Source organism: Limnospira sp. PMC 289.06 (genome assembly GCF_032350395.1).
Lineage (GTDB): Bacteria > Cyanobacteriota > Cyanobacteriia > Cyanobacteriales > Microcoleaceae > Limnospira > Limnospira platensis.
The window spans coordinates 1-17,335 of sequence record NZ_JARPLC010000104.1 but is presented as its reverse complement, the minus strand read 5'-3'; the positions used below and the strand labels follow the sequence as shown (position 1 = coordinate 17,335).

Here is a 17,335-nt window from a genome sequence, read left to right as displayed (position 1 = left end):
CGAAAGTTTTTCACAAAAGTACCGTCGGAGTCGGGGAGTTGGGTATGATCGGGAAGGGTAGTAATTCCCTGTTCTGATGATTGGGCGATGGTCATAGTCAGTAGTTTCTCATCGCAGTTTATGGCAAATAGTATAGCATTTTGATAGGGTTTGAGAGGGTCTACGCCTATTGTGAAACACCGTTAAAACTAACATCGTCGCCTTTAAGGAATAATTAGGGGTTGACAAGGGGAGGAGCGATCGCCTAGATTAAATCTACCAGGGTGGCGTAGCTATACTCATGACTAAAAAATCAACACAAGAAGCAAGAGGGGAAAACTGAACCAAGAAATAATCAGGAAAGTCCCGAAATCAGTTAATGTTAAAGGTGATTATTCCCAGACCGATAGCACATAACCCATGATTGAAGTTGAGAATCTGTGCAAAATTTATGGCACAACTCCAGCCATTGAGGATGTATCCTTTTCTGTGAAAGCGGGGGAAATCTTAGGGTTTTTGGGACCCAATGGCGCAGGAAAGACTACCACTCTCCGTATTTTATCAGGCTATTTACCAGCCACAAATGGAACAGCCCGAATTGCTGGATATGAAGTCCACGAACAATCAATGGCGGTGCGGGAGAGAATTGGCTACCTGCCGGAAACACCCCCATTGTACCCTGATATGACGGTTGAGGGTTTTCTGCATTTTGTGGCGAGGATTAAACGGGTGGCGGCGGGCGATCGCCCTTTACGAGTAGAAGCGGCTATGGAACGCTGCGGTATATTGGATCGCCGCCGGAGTCTAATTCGTAAACTATCTAAAGGCTATCGTCAGCGGGTGGGAATAGCTCAGGCGATCGTGCATGATCCACCTGTGATAGTGTTAGACGAGCCGACAGTGGGGTTAGATCCGCGCCAAATCATCGAAGTGCGGAATTTAATCAAGAGTCTAGCCGGAGACCATACGATTATCCTATCTACCCATATTTTACCTGAAGTAAGCATGACCTGTAGCCAGGTGGTAATTATCAATAAGGGTCAAATTGTAGCGACCGGAACTCCAGAGAATCTTATGGAGAAGTTGACGGCGGGAGCAGGGTATGAGATAGAAGTAGAGGGAGAAATAGAAGCGGAAACCCTAAACTCTCTGTTAGCAGTTCCTGGAGTCAAAATAGTTGACCTATTACCAACATCTCCCACTGAACCACGCCAGCGGTTACAGGTTGTCTGTGAAACTACCAGGGAACCCGGACCTGAGCTGATAGCAGCCTGTGTGACTGAGGGAATAAAAGTTCATGAAATGCGGCGCACTCGTGCTAGTTTAGAGGATGTTTTCCTAACTCTTACCTCCCAAGAAGAAGTGACGATCACCCGATCGCCTTCTGAGGATGAACCCGAGTCTGAGGAGATAGCCAAAGACCAGCTAGAAGAAGACCAGCCAGAAGAAGAAACAGTTGATAATTAATAGTTAGCTACGGATGATTGCTCCGGTTCTGCTTAAACTTTAAACTGATATTAAACTATGCTAGTCGTTTTTAGTAATATCATCGCCATCTATCGCAAAGAACTCCAGGGATATTTTGCCTCTCCGTTGGCTTATGCGATCGCCGGAATTTTTTGGCTACTAACTGGATACTTTTTGATCGCTATTCTGTTAGGACCTGATGGACTGATTCAACAAGTAGCTTTGAGAGATCAAATGGGTTTAACGGAACCGCCCATTGATTTATCCTATGAGTTTCTGCAAGTATTTTTGAGGCTTATGGGAACCATATCTCTGTTTGTGCTGCCTATGTTATCAATGGGATTATATGCAGAAGAACGCAAACGCGGAACCCTAGAACTGTTGGCGACTTCTCCGATTACTAACTGGGGAGTAGCTACGGGAAAATTACTAGGAGTTATCACCTTCTATAGTACCATGATTTTACCGCTGTTTGTGCTACAGGCGATCGCCTTGAGCGTATCTAGCCCTCCCATGTCTCCGGGGATTATGATAGTCTCTCATCTGGGGTTAATTTTGCTGGCTGCTGGTGTGTTATCCCTGGGAATGTTTATTTCTTCCCTAACCGATAGCACCTTACTTTCGGCGATCGGTACTTTTGCCTTAGTGCTATTTTTATGGGTTGTCGATATCATTGGTCAAGCTGTAGGAGGACCCCTAGGAGATGCTCTCTCCCATTTATCATTAATCTCTAATTATACTAATTTAGTACAAGGAGTTATTGAGATCAGGAGTTTGGTGTTATTTGGGAGTTATGTAGTGTTAGGGGTGTTTCTCACCGCCCAGTCTATTGATGCGTTTCGCTTTCAGCGATCGTAAAATGTTTTATGAAAAAAAATCGAATTCTTTGGCAAGTTTTTAAATACTCATTTTGGCTAGGTCCCATGATTGCGATCGCTGGTTTATCAGCGGGTTTCGTATCGGGAATATGGCAGCCAGTTCCCCTAGCTTTAATCATCACTGGGGTGGTAATTATCGGGGTGTGGTTAGCCCTAAAAGGTTATTGGGAAACTGACCTAAAAGACAAACGATTAAAGAATCGTAGGTCTACTCAAGCCGGGACTAACGCCCTAGTGGCAACAGTTTCCGTGATTGTAATTATCGCCTCAATTAATATTATTGCAGTACGGAACCCAGTTCGCATTGACTTAACTGAAAATCAACAATTTACCCTCGCACCCCAAACCCAAACTATCGTTACCAACCTTCCTGAACCCTTAAAAGTTTGGGTATTTGACCCGACCCAAAATCCTCAAACTAAATCATTATTAGACCGCTACCGAGAAAAGAACCCAGCCTTATTTAGTTACGAGTTTATTGATCCACAAATGCAACCAGGTCTAGCCCAAGAATTTGGGGTGAGAAATTTTGGTGAAATTCATCTGGAAGCCGGAAGCCGTCGCCAACTTATTCGCCGGGAAGGAAGACAACCACTAACGGAAGTTACATTAACTAATAGTATTGAACAAATTTTTAGCGATCGCACTTCCCAAATTTATTTCCTCCAAGGTCACGGACAAAGACCACTTCAAGCCGGACAAGGAGGCTTTCAACAGGCTGTTGATAGTCTCAAAGAAAGAAACTTTGTAGTTGAACCTCTCAACCTAGCACAAGCCACAGGAATTCCCGAAAATGCCAATGTGATTGTGGTAGCAGGTCCTCAACAAAGGCTATTTGAAGGGGAAGTTAACGCCTTAATTGATTTCCTTGACAATGGCGGCGGTTTGCTATTAATGCTAGACCCGAAAACTGACCCAGGGTTAGATAATTTATTGGATAAATGGGGAGTAAAATTAGACGATCGCATTGCTATTGACGCAACTGGTAGCGGTCGATTAGTTGGTTTAGGTCTCACAGTTCCCATTGTCCGCGAATATGGCGATCATCCTATTACTAGAGATTTTGGTAATAATATATCTCTGTTTCCGTCAGCGCGTCCTGTGGAAACTCGCCCCGTAGACGGAATTACTGAAACTCCCATAATTTGGACAGATACACAAAGTTGGGCGGAAAGTAATTTAGTAGAGGGAAGATTAGAATTTAACCCGGAAACAGATCGCGAAGGTCCTCTATCTTTGGGAGTGGCTTTAACCCGAGTTTTAAACCCCCAAGAAACTCCCACGGCGGAAACTACCGAAACTGAGGAAACCACAGAAACTCCCACGGCGGAAACTGCGGAAACTACCGAAACTGCGGAAACTCCCACGGCGGAAACTGTGGAAACTACCGAAACTGCGGAAACTGCGGAAACTGCGGAAACTGAGGAAACTGAGGAAACTGCGGAAACTGCGGAAACTGAGGAAACCACAGACACCGAGGAAACCACAGCCACTGCTCAAGAAGCCAGACTGGTAGTATTCGGAAACTCTCAATTTGCGACTGATGGCTGGCTTGAACAACAACTCAATAGAGATATATTTGTAAATACTATTGTTTGGCTGAGTCAACCAGACCAAGAAGTGTTATCTATCGGGGTTAAATCTGTTACTAGCCGTCGGATTTTGATGACTCCCCCATTAGGTCGGTTGTTAAGTTGGATGGCTTTAGTGATTTTCCCGTTCATGGGATTTGCTGTATCAGCTTTCCTCTGGTGGCGGCGACGATAAAATGGCATTGATGTGGAGGTTTAGTTATGAAATTGCAGCAATCAACCCGGATTTTAATGATTATTGCTTTGGTATTAGCGGGGGGTGTTTATGTGGTAGAAATTCGCGGAAAATCTCAACAGCAAGAAATCCAAGCTAGACAAGATCGGATTTTTGATGTTTCTCAAGATGATATCCAATCTCTGGTTATAGAAACAGGCGATCGCACTTTAAAAATTCAACGAGTTGGGGAAGATGAAACTGATGCAATCACCCCCTGGAAAATGCTTGAACCTATGGAATATCCCGCTAATATTGCGAGGGTGAATGCCGTTTTAAATCAATTGGTAAATAGCCAGAGAATTGCATCTAATCCTAACTCAGGTATTAGGAAATTAACCATTTCTAAATCACAATTAGAGGATTATGGATTGGTTGATCCTCAAGATTCGATCCAAATTCAACTACGAGATGAAACTACTCATCGCCTAGTTTTGGGTAAGTCTGATTTTAGTGGTGATGCAATTTATGCAATGACCAATCCTCCCGAAACTTTACCAGAAAATATCTCGATTTTAGTAATTTCTAAGACGGCGCGAGATGCTATTAGTCACCCCCTATATGAGTGGATTATGGCTAAAGATTCCGAAGATTTATTATCTCCAGAAACTCCCACGGAAACTCCCACGGAAACTCCTACGGAAACTCCCACCGAAGTGGAGACAGAAGAAGTTGACACCCCAGAAACATAAAATCAGATAGTAGCCGACTGTATTAACTATATGCAATTAATTATTATTCGATAGGTTCGGAATTAGATTAGTTAAACCTAGATTAGGGTTTTCTAGTAGTTGATCCAATTCAGCGATCGCCATTTCAGCGCGTTGAGTGTTTAAAATCATTTTGCGGGTAACTTCGTCTTCTTTATGAGCGATATCTTTCAGGTTATTAATATGAACTTTAAAATGACTAGAAACATTATTCATTTGTTGGCTTAAATCAAGAGTTTGTTTAACCAGTCGATTCATTTCTAGGTTAATTTGACTTAAAACTGTTTGATTAGTCGAACTTTGTTGATAAGTTAAAACCGAAGCCTGTACCGAGAGATATCGGACTTTTTGGACAATTTCCGCCATAATTGTCGAAGCGGAATTAATAGTTTCCAAATCCCTAGAAATATTTTTAATCACTGACTCTAAATCTTCCGAATTTTTATGAATAGAATTAGCGCCGATAAAAATTGCATGAAATTCGCGATGACTTTCCTTAGAAACCAGCCGACCAGTCTGGACAATTTCTTGATAAATTTTGAGGATTTTTTGATAATGTTGATTAATGGCATTTTCTCTTTCTATAAAACGACTTTGATATAGCTTTTTCATAATATTTTTCTCAATATTGAGATTATGATTCGCCTCATTAATCCGTTGTTTTTCCTGATTTAACAGGTTAAAATACTTCTGCTTTGTCTGTTCTTGCTGTTCAATTATTTGACGAGATTTCTGTAAAATTAAGGTTTGGGCTTGACAAAGAATCCGAAAATCTATCAACCGAAATTCATGGTGATCACAGATGAGGACAATAGGCTCATAAATCAGATTAATAGACCGATTCATCGCCAGTTGTACTGCTTCATTAATGGGCGTATCTGACGACAACATCAGGGGAGGAATCCGGGTAAAATCTAAGAGTTTCTGAATGGGGTGGTTGCTGTAGATTTCCTCCCAATTAGGTAAATAGATTTTTTCTAAAAATTTGCTGCGGGAAATCATCCCTATTAATTCGGAATCGTCGATAATTAATACACCGGGAAGTTCGGGATTTTGGTAGAGTTCTTTAGCTACAATATCTGATCTAGTCACCGAACTAACCTGATAATTATGGGATGCTAGGTCGGCGAGAGTTGAGTTAAGGGTGAGGGATAATTGCTGAGTCATAAAGTTATATTTTTTAGACAAATACAATCAAACCAGGTCCAAGCTGTGATCGCCATTGGAGATAGGCTTAATCGTTGAGGTCAAAAAAGTGGATCAGCCTACCAGAGAATCTGATAGCCACTATTACACAAAATATTAAAACAATATTGCAACAAATCTGACCCTGAAAACGCCTACATCAGCCACATGGAGAGAGAAAAACCCTGAATCGAACCCTGATCAGAAGCGATCTAAATGAGGTAGAGTGGTTTGGTGCTATCTTTAGAGTGTACAGCAAAAATCTGTGTTTGCTTAAATCTGTGCGATCGCAATATTTACTAAGCCTGTGGATGATTCCCTAAATAAGCAACTGGAAAGAGAGCGACTTTTAAATCAAGTGACGACCCAGATTCGCCAGAGTCTTGACCTGTCGGTAATTTTGTCAACCGCAGTCGAACAGTTGCGCGAATTTTTGCAGGTTGATCGTCTGGTGATTTATCAGTTAAACACCTATCATGTCCAGACCGGTGATCATCCTAAAGACCTATCTCCTGAATTAGAAGAACCCGACTTAAATACCGAAATCCCCACCCCAGAAGCCGATCGCCATGATCCGATTCACGGAAGTATTACCTATGAGGCTAAATCCTCTGATGCGATCGCCTCACTCCTAGACTGGGAACAAGCCGATCGCTGCTTTGCTCAAGTTCCCGAATGTCAACAATACTATCAAAAATCTATCATCCATTGCATCCCTAATATTAAACTGCACTATCAGTCATCCCCGGAATTGTATGCGATTTTACAACAAAAGCAGGTTATGGCGCAACTGGTGGCTCCAATTTTAGTACAAAAACAGCTTTGGGGTCTATTAATTGCTCATCAGTGTTTTAGCGATCGTCAATGGAAAGAAACCGAGCAAAAATTTATTAGTAAAATTACTCAACATCTATCGATCGCTATCTATCAAGCCCAACTGTACGCCCAAGTTCAGCAACAAAAACAAACCTTAGAAAGACGGGTTAAAGAACGCACCCAAGCCCTTCATGATGCCCTCTTAGCCGCTCAATGTGCTAACCGTGCTAAAAGTGAATTTTTAGCCACTATGAGTCATGAATTACGAACACCGCTTACCCATGTAATTGGCATTTCATCGACTTTATTGAGGTTATATAGTCAGCCTGAGAATTTTCCCGCCCTACCCCTAGAAAAGCAAAAACATTATCTGCAAACTATTCACGATAGCGGCGAAAATCTACTGGCTTTGATTAATGATATTCTCGATCTCTCCCAAGTTGAATCTGGTAAAACCGTCCTAAAAATTAGCCAATTCTCCCTGGGAAAAATGGCGCAACAATGTTTACATACTTTGCGAGATTTTGCCAAAGAAAAAGGAGTGAATCTCTACTTAAAAATGAAGGTTGATCAAGACCTTTTTCGGGCAGACTATCGCCGGGTTAGACAAATTTTGCTCAACCTATTAAGTAATGCTATTAAGTTTACCCCTAAAGGTGGTCGCGTCACCCTCACAGTTTCCCGGAAAGACAAAATGGCTATCTTTCAAGTTAAAGATACTGGTATTGGCATTTCTAAAGAACAACAATCCCTATTATTCGAGAAGTTTCAACAATTAGATTCTCCCTACCGCCGCCAATATGGTGGCACGGGTTTAGGGTTGGCTTTGACTAAGCAATTGGTGGAGTTACATGGCGGTAGCATTCAATTTGAATCGGTCATTGGCTTAGGTACTAAATTTACGGTTTACATCCCTATTCAACCTTTAATTGACAAAAATAATTCTAACTACAAAACCTCTCTGCCGTCTATGTATACAGATAGTCCTCAAGGTAGATTGGTCTTGATTGAAGATGATGAGGAAACCGCGACTTTAATCTGTGAATTACTAACAGCAGCCGGTTATCAAGTGGTATGGTTGATGGATGGTTTAACGGCTTTGGCAACTATTGAACTTCTTAAACCAGATGCGATTTTGATGGATTTACATATTTCAGGACAAGATGGTTATGATATTGTTCGTCATCTTAGGGAAGATGCCACTACCCAGAAAATTAAAATTGTTGCCCTTACTACCAACAGCGATGAACAGGAACAATCCTTACAATTCGGGGTTGATAAATGTTTGAATAAACCTATATTACCTAATCAACTACTGAATCAAATCGAATCCTTAAACCTGGGCAAAAATTATGAGGATTAAATTGATGCAATAGCTGTTATAATTTAACCAGGATTATTGGTATCTAAAAAATATCTATGTTAACCCTTCCGTCTGGCTTAATTGTATCTTGTCAAGCCCCTGTTGACTCCCCCTTACATGACCCGGAAATTATCGCAGCGATCGCCAAAACGGCAGTTAAACGGGGGGCGGTAGGGGTGCGAATTGATACCCCCGCCCATATCGCGGCGGTGCGCCAACAGGTCGCTCAACCCATTATCGGGCTATGGAAACGACAATTTCCGGGGTTTTCTGTTTATATTACACCTCGGTTTGAAGAGGCGGCGGCGATCGCTCAAGCTGGGGCTGATATTATTGCCATTGATGCGACTTTAAGAAACCGCCCAGACGGGGAAACTGTGGCATCTTTAATCGCCCAAATTCATCAAAAATTAGCTAAACCAGTGATGGCTGATATAGATACTTTAGCAGCAGCAATAGCAGCGGTTGAAGCGGGGGCGGACTGTGTGGGAACCACTCTCTATGGCTACACAGAGGCGACTAAACACCTATCGCCCCCAGGTTTTGAACTTCTTAGTCAATTGGTTAAACAGCTTGATTGTCCGGTAATTTGCGAGGGGGGTATTAGTTCCCCGACTTTAGCTAAACAGGCGATCGCTTTAGGCGCTAATGCGATCGTGGTCGGAACAGCTATTACTGGTATTGATTACCTAGTACAGGGATTTCAAGAAGCTATTACTAATTCCTGATTTCTGGGAATGTCATAACTCATAAAATCATAGGCCATTTTGGTATTGGGAAAAATTGCCCTAGCTTCCTTTAACAAATCCTCCAAAACTATATCATTTCCCGGTGCATAGCGGGGGCTAAAATGCGTCATTAATAGAGTTTTGACCCCCGCAGCCAAAGCCACCTGCGCCGCCATTGTAGAGGTAGAATGCAGTCGCTGAAATGCCATGTCAGCATCAAGATGAGAAAATGTAGCCTCATGTATGAGAACATCCGCACCATCAGCTAATTCGATCGCCCCATCACACAAGACGGTATCCGTACAATAAACGAATTTACGGCCGATTTCTGGTTTTCCACAAAGAGCAGAACCATTAATTTGACGACCATCTGGAAGGGTGACGATTTCCCCATTTTTCAGTTTACCATAAATCGGTCCGGGTGGAATCCCCAAGGCTTGAGCTTTTTCGACATAAAAACGTCCGGGGCGATCCTTTTCTTCGATCCGATATCCAAAGGCGGGAACTCGATGTTTGAGAGGTCCACAACTGACAATATATTCCTCGTCTTCGTAAATTATTCCCGGTTTAACGCGATGGACTTTTACCGGATAAGAAAAGTGGGTTTGAGAATAGCGAGTGCAGGATTTTAAGTAATCTTCTAATTCAGGGGGTCCGTAGATATCTATGCGGTTAGCATTTCCGGCTAAACCACAGGTGGCTAGTAATCCCATTAAACCAAAAATATGATCACCGTGCATATGGGTGATGAAAATACGACTCAGTTGGCTGACTTTTAATTCACTACGCAAAAACTGATGTTGGGTTCCTTCTCCGCAGTCAAATAACCAAAGTTCTGCCCTTTGGGGAAGACGTAGGGCGATACTCGAAACATTTCGCGATCGCGTGGGAACTCCTGAACTTGTGCCTAAAAATGTAATCTGCAAAATGGCTACTCCTTTAATTTCAGCTTGGCGATTTTAGTTAATTTGTGTCCGGTTTAAAAATCACGCTTTCCCCACTAAATCAGATACAATTTTAGCCGAACTTATCACTCCGGGAATACCAGCGCCTGGATGAGTTCCCGCCCCGACAAAATACAGATTAGGGATATCTTCACTCACATTATGGGGACGAAACCAAGCCGACTGCATTAAGGTTGGTTCTAGGGAAAATGCACTTCCTAAATAGCTGTTTAGGGTGTTTTGAAAATGCAGAGGGTCTATATAATTTTCGGTGACAATATGTTGGGATAAATTGGGCATATATTGATTTTCTAAAAATTGAATTAAGCGATCGCGATAGGGTTTTGCCATGATTTTCCAGTCCGTATCTCCTGCTAAATTAGGAACTGGAGATAGCACATACCAACAATCACAACCCGCTGGCGCTAAGGATGGATCAGTGGCAGTAGGACGGTGTAAATACAGAGAAAAATCTGATGATAGGTGTTTTCGCCTAAACAAATCATCCATTAATTCTCGATAATTCGGCCCCATGATAATTTCATGGTGTGCCATATTATTATAACGTCTATTGGTGCCAAAGTAAACTACAAATAGAGAAATTGAATGGCGCAGGCTTTTAATTTGGCGATCGCTATATTTTCTCCTAAATTTGGGTGAGATTAAATTGAGATAAGTAAACGCCACATCACCATTACTCACTACCGCCTCAGCTTCTAACATTTCCTGGCTCTTCAAAATCACGCCTTTGGCTTTTCTGGTGTCTTCATCAATCACAATTTCCTCAACTTCCGCATTGAGACATAAAACCCCCCCTATCTCCTCAAAAAGTCGCACCAAAGCCGCCACCAAAGCACCCGTCCCCCCCATAGCAAACCAAATCCCAAAAACCTGTTCAAGTTTATGAATCATGGCATAAATCGATGTACTATTAAAAGGATTTCCACCAATCAATAAAGGATGAAAACTAAACACCTGGCGCAACCGTTCATCCTGTATATATTGATTCACAAATCCCGCCACGGATTTATAGGATTGAAGTTGTATCATGGCTGGCGCAACTTTGAGCATCTCCCTAAATTTATGAAAAGGTTTAGTCATCAAAGGCAATCCTTTACTAAAGACTAAATCCGCCGCCCGACAGAATTGTTGATATCCCTGTACATCTCCAGGATTAAACTCTCGAATTTGCTCGATAAGTTCCTGATAATTATCATTATAGTTAAATACTGAACTATCGGTAAATCTGACCCGATAAAAAGGGTCAAGTTTGACTAATTTTACATAATCAGACATGGAGCGATCGGCTAAAGTAAATAAATCCTCAATTAACCCAGGTGCGGTAATAATGGTAGGACCACCATCAAAGGTAAAACCATCCTGCTGATAGCAATAAGCCCGCCCTCCGGGTTTATCTCGCTTCTCCAGAATAGTTACTTGATGACCTAAAGCCTGTAACCGAATCCCCGCCGCCAGTCCGCCTAAGCCACTCCCAATAATGATAATATTCATGAGTCTAGTCAATTCCAGTTAATAGTTACCATAATATCCTAAAATATGTAATGATAAACAAGTGGTAAATAGAGACGTTTACAAATAGCCGAGCCTAATGGTTCCCAATTAAGCTAACTTAAAGAGTGCGATCGCCCTTGGCGATCCTTCCCCACAATTGGAGCCTGAGCCGACATAATTAGGTAAGCAGATAGGAAATCAAACCCTTATCAAAATTAGTGGCTTCTCCAGACGGAAAAGTTAAAACCCAACTGGTCTGTATTCAGCGTCATTTGTCAAAACATCGATGAGTAGATTCTATAGTCTCCGGTTCACCACCCAAATTTTAGCCCTGTTGCCGATGGTACTTATGGCTGGATGTTCCCAGTCTCAACAGTCGGCTACACTTAGCCAAGTATCGGAAAAAGCGATCGCCGCCCAGGTGTCTGAATCAGAATCAGTCCCCAATGCGATCGCCCGGTCAGCCAATCAAATTATATCCAAATCCAATCACTGCGTCGAAACCAACCCCTTTGATGAATCAGTGCGTTTTGCTCTGAGAGCCTCCAATTTAGCCCAAAGCGCCCGCAGCAAGGAAGATTGGGACGAAGTAGCCCGTCAATGGGTGCAAGCCGTAGCATGGATGCAAGCCGTCCCACCCCGCAGTCCCCGGCGCAGCTTTGCCGAAAGAAAAGTAGTAGAGTATATGCGTAACCTGACCTACTCCCAACAACAAGCCGCCAGAAGTAGGTCAGTAAGCGCTTTTCCCAGTTTTGACAGCGAACTTTTCGATCGCCAATTAGAACTATATCTATCCTATTTAAGCACTGTTGGCACGCCAGACATTTTAATTGTCGGCAGTTCCCGCGCCCTTCAGGGAGTAGATCCTAATCAAATGCAGCGTTCCCTCACAGCTAGAGGCTACGGAAACCTAAGAATTTTCAACTTTGGTATCAACGGCGCTACAGCCCAGTTAGTAAACTATTTAATTAGGGAAATCTTACCCCCAGAGCATTTACCTCCGATGATTCTGTGGGCTGACGGAGTGCGAGCCTTTAATAGTGGTCGTTTTGATCGCACCTTTGCAGCAGTTTTAGCATCTGCGGGACATCAACGCATAGGTTCTGGTATCCGCCCCCAACTAGCCCAAGCACAACCTTACCCAACCACCTGTCACGAGTTCCCAGCGCTTTGTGTGGCTAGGGGGTCAAAATTCAATTTTTACCAAGCCAAGCCGGATATCACCTTAGATCCGATCATGGGGGACTCATCAGCAGACTGGGAACTAACAGATTTAGTCTATCGCTCTGGACAACAGCCCGTTAATCTCACTCCCATATCTCTTGATAACATTGATGCTCAAGGATTCCTACCCCTAAGCGATCGCTATAATCCTAATACCTATTATCAACGTCGTCCTTATGTCTCAGGTCGCTATGACGGAGACTATCAATCATTTAACCTAGAGGGAGTACAAGCGAGAGCCTTTGATTCTGTCGTCGCCTTTACTCGCGGCCGCAATATTTCCCTAGTCTTGGTTAACCTTCCCCTCACCCAAGGCTATTTGGACTCTGTGCGCTGGTCTGCGGAACGTCAATTCCGCGATCGGATGATATACCTTTCCCGACAGCAGGGGTTCCTGTTTGTTGACCTCTCCCAAAGGGCTCTCACCCAATACGATTATTTTGTAGACCCTAGCCACCTCAACCGTTACGGCGCGAGGGCTGTCTCTCAAAAATTAGTCGCTGAACCCTCTATTCCCTGGCCCAGGAGGAGAAACTGAGCGATCGCTACCCCAGCCCTGTGCCGTCAATTTACCCACCCCACCAGTGGTTTTTTGGTTTTTTTGGGGATAATTGTAACGAAATATTACAAGTTTGACGTTATAGCAGCATAACTGCTTGACATCTCAAAAAATACCCGCTATGTTGTCATACATACCCGGGTACACAAGTTCACTGTCCTATGCAAAGTAAGCAAAAGGTAACACTCTATATTCCACCTCAACTGCATCGCCAACTCAAAATCAAGGCAGCAGTTGAATCGGAACCAATGTCCGCTCTAGCTGAAAAAGCTCTTGTCTTCTATCTCACCCACCCAGAAATCGTAGATGAGTTAGAAGGACTACGCGGACATAGCCACAAGGTTTATGCCTGTCCCGAGTGTGCCAGTTCTGTGGTCATAGACCAAGGCGAATTGGTATCACTCAAGAACCAACCCACTGTACTGTCGGACGAAGAAATTTCGGTTACGCAAGTGCGAGAAGTGGGTCCAACCACTGCCCACACAGGGGAAGAAGAACTCGTTCCCTGTTGAGGAAGTCAAAAAACCTAGCTTCGATGATAGTGCGATGTCGTGCTCACAATCGGATATGGGGAAACACCATTAGTAAACGTTGTACCGTCTCTACCCTGGATCGAGGACTATGCAAGAAGAACTTAGTATCCTAATTGAAGCTCGATATCCTCTGATCTACCTCGTGACTTTCGAGGAGGAGCGGTCTGAGCAGGCGATCGCCACCATTGCACAGAACTCGAAGCGCCAGCGGGAAGTATACGTTTGGACAGTAACAAGGGGACTGACCCAATACAGCAAGGATCAAGCCCGTAACACAGTACAGTCTAACACGGTATCACCGCAATCGGCGATCGAATGGGTAATTCGGCACAGAGAGCCAAATGCTAGTGGCAGTATTTACATCTTTAAGGACTTGCACCCCTTTAAGGATTCTCCAGAAGTAACCCGGTGTTTACGCGATGCGATCGCTAACTTCAAAAACACAAACAAGACAATCATCTTGATGTCTCCAGTGCAAGAAGTACCTATCGAGCTAGAAAAGGAAGTAGTGGTCCTTGACTTCCCCCTACCGGACATGACAGAACTCAATCAGGTACTGTCTGCCCAACTTGAGCAGAGCCGTTCTAAGCGCATCAACACGGAAACCAGGGAAAAACTCCTGAAAGCTACCCTAGGTTTAACAAAAGATGAAGCTGAGAAAGTTTACCGCAAAGCCCATGTAACTGCAGGTAAGCTAACTGATAAAGAGGTTGAAATTGTTCTGTCTGAGAAAAAACAACTCATTCGGCGCAATGGCATCCTAGAGTTCATAGATGTTGATGAAACCATTGATGCCGTTGGGGGCTTAGAAGAGCTGAAACACTGGTTACAGCAGCGTTCTAATGCCTTTACCGAACGAGCCAGAGAGTATGGTCTACCCCAACCCAAAGGGATGCTAATTTTGGGAATTCCCGGTTGTGGAAAATCCCTGATAGCTAAAACTACATCTAGGCTGTGGGGTTTACCCCTGTTGCGATTAGATATGGGTCGGGTCTACGATGGCTCTATGGTAGGGCGATCGGAAGCCAACCTTCGTAACGCCCTCAAAACGGCAGAATCCATTTCTCCAGCCATCCTATTCATCGATGAATTAGACAAATCCTTTGCCGGAGGCAGTGGCTCTGCTGATTCAGACGGTGGCACATCTAGCCGCATCTTTGGTTCATTCCTAACCTGGATGCAAGAGAAAGAATCCCCCGTGTTCGTTATGGCAACCGCCAACCGAGTCGAAAGGCTTCCCGGTGAGTTCCTCAGAAAAGGACGATTTGACGAAATCTTTTTTGTAGACTTACCCACCAAGGAAGAACGACAAGCTATTTTTAAGATTCACCTCTCCAAACGTCGCTCAGATATTGATCGCTTTGATATCGATCAGCTCTCTACCATATCTGAAGGCTTCTCAGGAGCGGAAATTGAGCAAGCCTTAGTCGCTGCCATGTATGAGGCATTTGCTCAGGATCGCGAGTTTACGCAGCTTGACATTATCGCCGCCATTAAGGCAACCCTACCCCTGTCAAAAACGATGAAGGAACAGGTCACAGCGCTACGAGACTGGGCCAGACAGCGGGCGCGACCGGCTGCGTCCTCCGTCGCTGAATATCAGCGCATGGAGTTCTAACAGGCTTTCTCCTGGTCCAAACAGGAGTAAAGGCTAGCATATTCGCTAGCAGTTTCTATCACAATCGTCTTTGCATCCCACGAAGAGCGATTACAGTTCAAATCAAAACCGTTGTTGTTTCGTTTTTAGTTCCACTAGGAGGATACCTAAATGTCTCACTTTAGCACACTGCGTACCAAGATCACCGATGCCGAAATCCTGAAATCTTCTCTGCGTGATCTGGGTATCTCTGTGAATTCCAACGCTGACGTTCGCGGTTACAACGGCCAGCGCGTCCGTGCCGACTTGGTTGCCGTCCTTGATGGCGAGTATGACCTGGGTTGGTCTCGCAATAGCGATGGAAGCTACGATTTGATCGCTGACCTGTGGGGTGTTGCTAAAAAACACAACCAAACTGAGTTGATCAACTCTATCAATCAAAAATACGCCGTTAACAAGACTTTGGCTGATGTTAAACAGCGTGGTCTCCAAGGCGCAAACGTCAAACTGGTTGTTCAAAAATAGAATCTCTGAGCGTTCCCAAGCTGGCGGGTTAACCATAATGACGGGTTAGCCCGTTTTTTGTGTGGCTAGTTAATTTAACCATGGAAACAGCCCTGACCATGCTACCATCTTGGTTTTGGGCGGGTTTATTAACATCAACGGGGTGATTATCCCATTGACTTCATGGCTTTATATGGTCCAAATCAGCTATTAAATGAAAAGGGATGAACGAGCTATAATTGAACGTCAGCAGACGGAAATGGCAGAGGGAGTATTTGAAAACTTGACAACGGTTTGATTTGGGGATATCGACCGGATACTCGTGAACACCCGAGCCGGTTGGCTAGATTCGTCGCGATCACCCATTCTTGATTAGCCCTAGCTCCAGGGTAGAATCTGGTAGGTAATGGTAAAAAAAGAAACATAGCCATGGAACTTCACTTAGAATCAACCTTTCATTTATCAAACCTGGATCTTTCTTATTCTAAATTAGATGATTTGCAAGTTACCCGAATCGATACTACTGTCAAAATTGACGGTAGTATCGATTTATCAAAAGAAGAATTAGAGGAAAGATGGGCATCGGGAGATTACCCGGAACCCATTGAGATTGGCAGAATGCAAGCCCATCGGTTCGATTTATATTACAATCAAGGAGAGGTCGTAATTGTCGCCGATTGTATGAACTCGGACTTGTCATACTTTGCATCGTTCTTTCTCTTAGAGGAAGGTCAGGATGCCATAGAATATAGTCGCTACTTGTTCTACATAAATAGCGTTTTCATTGAACCCAAGTACCGGGGCATGGATTACGGCTTGCAGGCATTGGCGATGTTTTTACAGGGTTTCGCCTGGGGGGAAGTTGTGGGTTGCCATCCAGTTCCTACTAACGACTTATCCGGCAAATATCCCAAACAGAAAGGGCAGTCACTGCTACGAAAATATTGGTCAAAAGTTGGATTTGAATCCTACAGCGAAAAGCATAATATTCTCTGGACTTCAGAATGGGAGATGCCTCGTTGGTTAAAACGTAAAATTTTTGAAGAAGAGAAATGGTATTGAATACCAGCTTGTGGGCGCTGACAACGACGCGATAAAACTGCACTAAAAACAACAATTATTGTCAACATAACAGATGAAAAAGGTTGTATTTTGGGATATTGACGGGACGCTTTTAAACACTAAAGGGGCGGGGCGGCTGTCGATGGAGGTAGCGATCGCAGAACTGACAGGCGATCGCACGGATTTGTCAGCTTTGAATATGGCGGGATTGACAGATTGGGATATTTGCAGCAGGATTTTAGAAAAGTGCAATCTTGAACCGACGGCGGAAAATATCGAACAACTTCAGAAACTCTACATTAAACATCTCCCCGAAATGTTGCTGCGATGTCGGGGATATGTGTTGGCGGGAGTGCGGGAAATTTTGGAGAATTTGCAACAGCGCACGGATGTTTTATCTTTGGTTTTAACCGGAAATATGGAAGCCGGGGGAAGGGCTAAATTGGCTCACTATGGTCTGGATTCATA

15 protein-coding genes and 1 pseudogene are annotated in these 17,335 nt (G+C 43.7%); 12 read left to right on the top strand and 4 right to left on the bottom strand.

Annotation, left to right across the window (positions count from 1 at the left end):
* Positions 1-122, bottom strand: a pseudogene (locus P5674_RS18145) (Uma2 family endonuclease); the annotation flags it as partial.
* 277 nt (positions 123-399) lie between these two features.
* Between P5674_RS18145 and P5674_RS18140 the strand changes: the two are divergent.
* Genes P5674_RS18140 through P5674_RS18125 form a run of 4 tightly spaced genes read left to right on the top strand, consistent with a single transcriptional unit; the run spans position 400 to position 4,822 of the window.
* Positions 400-1,446, top strand: coding sequence for an ABC transporter ATP-binding protein (locus tag P5674_RS18140; RefSeq protein WP_006616319.1), 1,047 nt, complete (start codon positions 400-402; stop codon positions 1,444-1,446).
* A 57-nt stretch (positions 1,447-1,503) separates the two neighbouring features.
* Entirely contained in the window at positions 1,504-2,304 is an 801-nt protein-coding gene (locus P5674_RS18135; RefSeq protein WP_006616320.1) for an ABC transporter permease, read from the top strand.
* Positions 2,305-2,312: 8 nt separating this feature from the next.
* Complete coding sequence (locus tag P5674_RS18130) at positions 2,313-4,091, top strand: GldG family protein (protein ID WP_014276560.1); 1,779 nt, start codon at positions 2,313-2,315, stop codon at positions 4,089-4,091.
* 26 nt (positions 4,092-4,117) lie between these two features.
* Complete coding sequence (locus P5674_RS18125) at positions 4,118-4,822, top strand: DUF4340 domain-containing protein (protein ID WP_006617960.1); 705 nt, start codon at positions 4,118-4,120, stop codon at positions 4,820-4,822.
* Positions 4,823-4,858: 36 nt separating this feature from the next.
* On the opposite strand, the gene P5674_RS18120 is transcribed toward P5674_RS18125, so the two are convergent.
* Positions 4,859-6,007, bottom strand: coding sequence for a hypothetical protein (locus tag P5674_RS18120; RefSeq protein ID WP_006617961.1), 1,149 nt, complete (start codon positions 6,005-6,007; stop codon positions 4,859-4,861).
* Between the two features lie 325 nt (positions 6,008-6,332).
* Here P5674_RS18120 and P5674_RS18115 point away from each other — a divergent pair, with 325 nt between their 5' ends.
* A complete protein-coding gene (locus tag P5674_RS18115) occupies positions 6,333-8,204 on the top strand; it encodes a hybrid sensor histidine kinase/response regulator (RefSeq protein ID WP_006617962.1) in 1,872 nt (623 codons plus the stop codon).
* A gap of 56 nt (positions 8,205-8,260) precedes the next feature.
* Positions 8,261-8,932: an N-acetylmannosamine-6-phosphate 2-epimerase gene (locus P5674_RS18110; protein WP_006617963.1), complete on the top strand. Its 672-nt coding sequence runs from the start codon at positions 8,261-8,263 to the stop codon at positions 8,930-8,932.
* Here the strand turns inward: P5674_RS18110 and P5674_RS18105 are convergent.
* A complete protein-coding gene (locus P5674_RS18105; protein WP_006617964.1) occupies positions 8,908-9,858 on the bottom strand; it encodes a ribonuclease Z in 951 nt (316 codons plus the stop codon). The genes P5674_RS18110 and P5674_RS18105 overlap by 25 nt on opposite strands.
* Before the next feature lie 60 nt (positions 9,859-9,918).
* A complete protein-coding gene (locus P5674_RS18100) occupies positions 9,919-11,388 on the bottom strand; it encodes a phytoene desaturase (RefSeq protein WP_006617965.1) in 1,470 nt (489 codons plus the stop codon).
* A gap of 286 nt (positions 11,389-11,674) precedes the next feature.
* Between P5674_RS18100 and P5674_RS18095 the strand changes: the two genes are divergently transcribed.
* The 6 genes from P5674_RS18095 to P5674_RS18070 form a co-directional block, all read left to right on the top strand.
* The gene (locus P5674_RS18095; protein ID WP_062945902.1) at positions 11,675-13,150 is read left to right on the top strand and encodes a hypothetical protein; all 1,476 of its coding nucleotides are present in this window, start codon (positions 11,675-11,677) and stop codon (positions 13,148-13,150) included.
* A 182-nt stretch (positions 13,151-13,332) separates the two neighbouring features.
* On the top strand, positions 13,333-13,683 hold the full coding sequence (locus P5674_RS18090) for a hypothetical protein (RefSeq protein ID WP_014276565.1): 351 nt from the start codon (positions 13,333-13,335) through the stop codon (positions 13,681-13,683).
* Between the two features lie 109 nt (positions 13,684-13,792).
* On the top strand, positions 13,793-15,322 hold the full coding sequence (gene ycf46 / locus P5674_RS18085; protein WP_006617968.1) for a stress-responsive protein Ycf46: 1,530 nt from the start codon (positions 13,793-13,795) through the stop codon (positions 15,320-15,322).
* Positions 15,323-15,472: 150 nt separating this feature from the next.
* On the top strand, positions 15,473-15,826 hold the full coding sequence (locus P5674_RS18080; RefSeq protein WP_006617969.1) for a DUF1257 domain-containing protein: 354 nt from the start codon (positions 15,473-15,475) through the stop codon (positions 15,824-15,826).
* A gap of 477 nt (positions 15,827-16,303) precedes the next feature.
* Positions 16,304-16,867: a hypothetical protein gene (locus P5674_RS18075; protein ID WP_315670173.1), complete on the top strand. Its 564-nt coding sequence runs from the start codon at positions 16,304-16,306 to the stop codon at positions 16,865-16,867.
* Positions 16,868-16,940: 73 nt separating this feature from the next.
* Positions 16,941-17,335: HAD hydrolase-like protein (locus P5674_RS18070; protein WP_315670172.1), on the top strand; the 395-nt coding region annotated here is incomplete at its 3' end.